The organism is Microcystis sp. M49636_WE2, from assembly GCF_030065375.1.
GTDB classification, from domain to species: Bacteria; Cyanobacteriota; Cyanobacteriia; order Cyanobacteriales; family Microcystaceae; genus Microcystis; species Microcystis aeruginosa_C.
Map to the genome: position 1 here is coordinate 1 of NZ_JASJFG010000312.1, position 4,119 is coordinate 4,119.

Genomic DNA, 4,119 nt, shown 5'->3' on the forward strand with positions numbered 1-4,119 from the left:
AAGGATTAGAAGATTTCGAGTTAAAAGCTAATGATCCTGAACAAAGAATGTTTATTTCTGGGGTTAATTGGCAACAGTACGAAACCCTCTTAAAACATTTAGAAGATAGTTCCAGTTATCGCATTACTTACTTAGATGGAATGGTAGAAATTATGGCTCCTAGTCGTCGTCACGAAGTTAGCAAAAAAAATATCGGTAGATTGGTAGAAGTTTATTTAGAATATGCTGAAATTGATTTCTGGGGATTAGGTTCCACCACTTTGCGAAAACAGGAAAAAGAAGCGGGAAAAGAACCAGATGAATGTTTTTGTTTATTTACAGAAAAAGAGTTTCCTGATTTGGCGATTGAAATCATCTTAACCAGTGGCAGCCTGAAAGTTTTAGAAGTTTATAAAAGATTGGGAACTCAAGAGGTTTGGTTTTGGCAAGATAATCAGTTAAAAATCTATTCTTTGCAAGAGAATGGCGAATATATTTTAATCCCTAAAAGTGCTTTATTACCAGATTTAAATTTAGAATTATTAGCCGAATATGTTAACCATCCTAATCCCCGTCTTGCCGTCAAAGAATTTCGCTCGCGTTTAACAGAAAATTCCCAGTTATAATAACTATTATTTTTCCATGAATTCTCAAGTAAAATTTAACCTATCTATCCTAGGGATATTTTTATTTTCTCTAGGAATAAGATTCTGGAATCTCAGTCAATTTAATACACTTGTTTTCGATGAAGTTTATTATGCTAAATACGGCAATGAATATCTAATCGGTAAAGATTTTTTCCAGTCTCATCCACCGTTAAGTCAATATTTAATTGCTATTAGTATCTGGATTGGTTCCCATTTTCCTGCCGATCCTGAAACCATTAATAATTTAACAGGTTCCCTGCGCTCAACTTTTAGTTATCGCTGGTTAAATGCTTTGACTGGTTCTTTTATTCCCCTAATTATTGGGGGAATTGCTTATCAATTAACCCAGAGAAAAACTGTATTTTTAATCACAACTTTTCTCGCTAGTTTAGACGGATTATTTCTGGTGGAATCCCGCTATGCTCTCAATAATATTTACTTAATTTTATTCGGTTTGTCTGGACAATTATTTTTTTTATTAGCACTCCAGAAAAATCAGAAACTCAATTGGCTATTATTATCAGGAGTTTCTTTCGGTTTAGCGGCAAATATTAAATGGAATGGCTTAGGATTTTTACTGGGAATATTTATTTTTATCGGTATTGCTTGGTTAATAAAATTATTGAATCAAGAGCAGTCAAAAGATAATCTTTGGACAAAGGCAACTAACCTGAGATTAGAGGACATTTTTATCGCCTTAATTGTCTTTCCCCTAGTTACCTATAGTTTGCTGTGGATACCGCATCTTCTCGTCAACCATCAATATAATTTTTGGCAAGTACATCAGGAAATTTGGTCATTTCATCAGAGAATAAAAGGTAATCAATCTGATGTCCATCCCTATTGTTCTCCCTGGTATAGTTGGTTAGTAATGGGGCGACCTGTGGCTTATTATTTTGAGAGATTAGGTGATAAAATTTATGATGTTCACGCTATGGGAAATCCGTTTTTATGGTGGTTTTCTACGGGAGCGATTCTAGTGGTTTTTAGTCGATTATTTAACCGAAAAGAGCGGGTAATTTCCGCCTATCTTATCTGTAACTATATTGCCAATCTGCTGCCCTGGTTAAAAATTAGTCGCTGTACCTTTCTCTATCATTATATGGCTGCCTATAGCTTCACTTGGATTGCTCTAGCTTGGCTCTTAGCCGATGGGTTAGAAAGTTCCAGTCCTATTTATAAAAATGGCTCGCGCTCGCTGATAATTTTGATAATTTTTGCTTTTATCCATTGGCTACCAATTTATTTAGGCATTCCCCTGTCAGTGCGGGATTATTATCTGAGAATGATTTTTCCCAATTGGATTTAGGATGAAATTAGCGGCAAAAACTGATACAATAAAATCATGATAAAAAGCGATCGCAAGAGTTATGGGTAAACAAAGAATCTTATCTGGTGTGCAACCAACCGGCAATTTACATTTAGGCAATTATCTCGGTGCGATCCGCAATTGGGTGGAGGGACAAAAAGACTACGATAATTTCTTTTGTGTGGTCGATTTACACGCGATCACCGTTCCCCATAATCCTGCCACTCTTGCGGAGGATACTTTAGCAATTGCCGCTTTATATTTAGCCTGCGGAATTGATTTAGAATATGCGACTATCTTTGTCCAATCCCACGTTAAGGCCCATACGGAATTAACTTGGTTATTGAATTGTATCACCCCTTTAAATTGGTTAACCGATATGATTCAATTTAAGGAAAAAGCGATTAAACAGGGGGAAAATGTTGGCACAGGTTTACTCGATTATCCCGTACTGATGGCCGCCGATATCCTACTCTACGATGCCGATAAAGTACCCGTGGGAGAAGATCAAAAACAACATTTAGAATTAACCCGCGATATAGCCGTTAGAATTAATCATCTTTTTGGACAACCGAAACAACCAATTTTAAAACTTCCTGATCCGATGATCCGCAAGGAAGGAGCGCGGGTGATGAGCTTAACCGATGGCCGGAATAAAATGTCTAAATCCGATCCTTCCGAGATGAGTCGGATTAATATTCTCGATAGTCCCGATGTCATTGCCAAGAAAATTAAACGCTGTAAAACCGATCTAGTTAAGGGTTTAAGTTTCGATGATCCGGAGCGTCCCGAATGCCATAATTTACTAACTCTCTATAGCATTTTATCGGGAAAAAGTCAAGAGGTGGTCGCATCAGAATGTGCCGATTTAGGTTGGGGACAATTTAAACCGATGTTAACAGAAGTTACCATAGAATCTCTGAAACCTATTCAGGAAAAATACGCCCAAATTAGAGAGGATAAAGATTATTTAGCCACGGTTTTACGACAAGGTCGTCTCAAAGCAGAAGCGGTGGCCAATCAAACTCTCGATCGAGTCAAAAATGCCATGGGTTATTTACCACCATTTTAGGGATAATTTTCGGGTGCATCTGATAATTATCAATCTACTCAGTTGAGATTTTTCAAGGAAAACTCGCTGCTTTATCAGTCAATCTTTAACTCTTGGTGGGGTTTTACCCCCCCCATCCAGGGTAAGGGAAGGAGAATGATTACAAAAGTTATTAAATTAAGCACAACTCCAGTGATATTTTGGTAAAATAAGGGCATAATTGAAACTATCAAAATACTTACCTGTCCTTTGAAATTATGGTTGTAGAGTCCCAGGGGAAACAAAAAAAACTATCGTCTAGGGAAGATGAGTCTCGTCCAATTGCCAGCAAGGAACAAAACTCTTATCTAGCAGAGGGAATTGTTGATCATCAATCAACTCAGATTGCTCCTTCCTCCTTACTACAGCCATTTTCTCCAGAGTTAGAAAAAGATAGAGCCAACAAATTTAATTTTCTTAAAGAAATTCTGGTTAGTCATCTTGGTCAACCTTTTTACTCGGACAATGGCTTTATTCTTTATCAAGGAGATGCCACAAACTTTTTGTCTAAACTATCTCATAGTGACATAAAAATTGACCTCACTGTTACATCACCACCTTATAATATTGGCAAAGAATATGAACGAGTTCTTTCAATCAATGACTATGTTGATTGGTGTGCTAATTGGCTGCGGCAAATTTATCAGATTACTCAAGATAACGGTGCTTTGTGGCTAAATGTTGGTTATTTAGAAGTGCCAGAAAAGGGATTATGTGTTCCGATTCCCTATCTTCTTTGGGATAAGTCTCCCTTTTATCTTTTACAAGAAATTGTCTGGAAATATGGGGCTGGTGTTTCTACAAAAAATCGTCTTAGTCCTCGCAATGAAAAATGGCTTTTTTATCTCAAAAATTGCCAAGAATATACTTTTAACTTAGATAATATTCGTGACCCTAACGTTAAGTATCCCAATCAAAAGAAAAATGGTAAATATCGTTGTAATCCCCTCGGTAAAAATCCTTCTGATGTGTGGGAAGTTCCTAAAGTCACTACAGGAGAAAAGCGCAGTTCTAAGGAAAGAACCGGACATCCCGCACAATTTCCTTTAGCAATTGTCGAGAGAATTATACAAGCTTCATCTAATCCGGTAGAA

4 protein-coding genes are annotated in these 4,119 nt (G+C 37.0%); all 4 read left to right on the forward strand.

What is annotated here, in order from left to right; all coding sequences use genetic code 11:
- Positions 1 to 605 (forward strand): Uma2 family endonuclease (locus PX484_RS07520; protein WP_288103333.1); only part of this gene is annotated, 605 nt, incomplete at its 5' end.
- Between the two features lie 16 nt (positions 606 to 621).
- Positions 622 to 1,935, forward strand: coding sequence for a dolichyl-phosphate-mannose--protein mannosyltransferase (locus tag PX484_RS07525; RefSeq protein WP_287766041.1), 1,314 nt, complete (start codon positions 622 to 624; stop codon positions 1,933 to 1,935).
- Between the two features lie 61 nt (positions 1,936 to 1,996).
- Entirely contained in the window at positions 1,997 to 3,007 is a 1,011-nt protein-coding gene (gene trpS / locus PX484_RS07530; protein ID WP_287670513.1) for a tryptophan--tRNA ligase, read from the forward strand.
- A 236-nt stretch (positions 3,008 to 3,243) separates the two neighbouring features.
- Positions 3,244 to 4,119: DNA-methyltransferase (locus PX484_RS07535; RefSeq protein WP_288103336.1), on the forward strand; the 876-nt coding region annotated here is incomplete at its 3' end.

Coding starts and splice junctions, on each gene's coding strand:
- PX484_RS07525 (WP_287766041.1), top strand. CDS start 622: ATGAATTCTCAAGTAAAATTTAACCTATCTATCCTAGGGATATTTTTA.
- trpS (WP_287670513.1), top strand. CDS start 1,997: ATGGGTAAACAAAGAATCTTATCTGGTGTGCAACCAACCGGCAATTTA.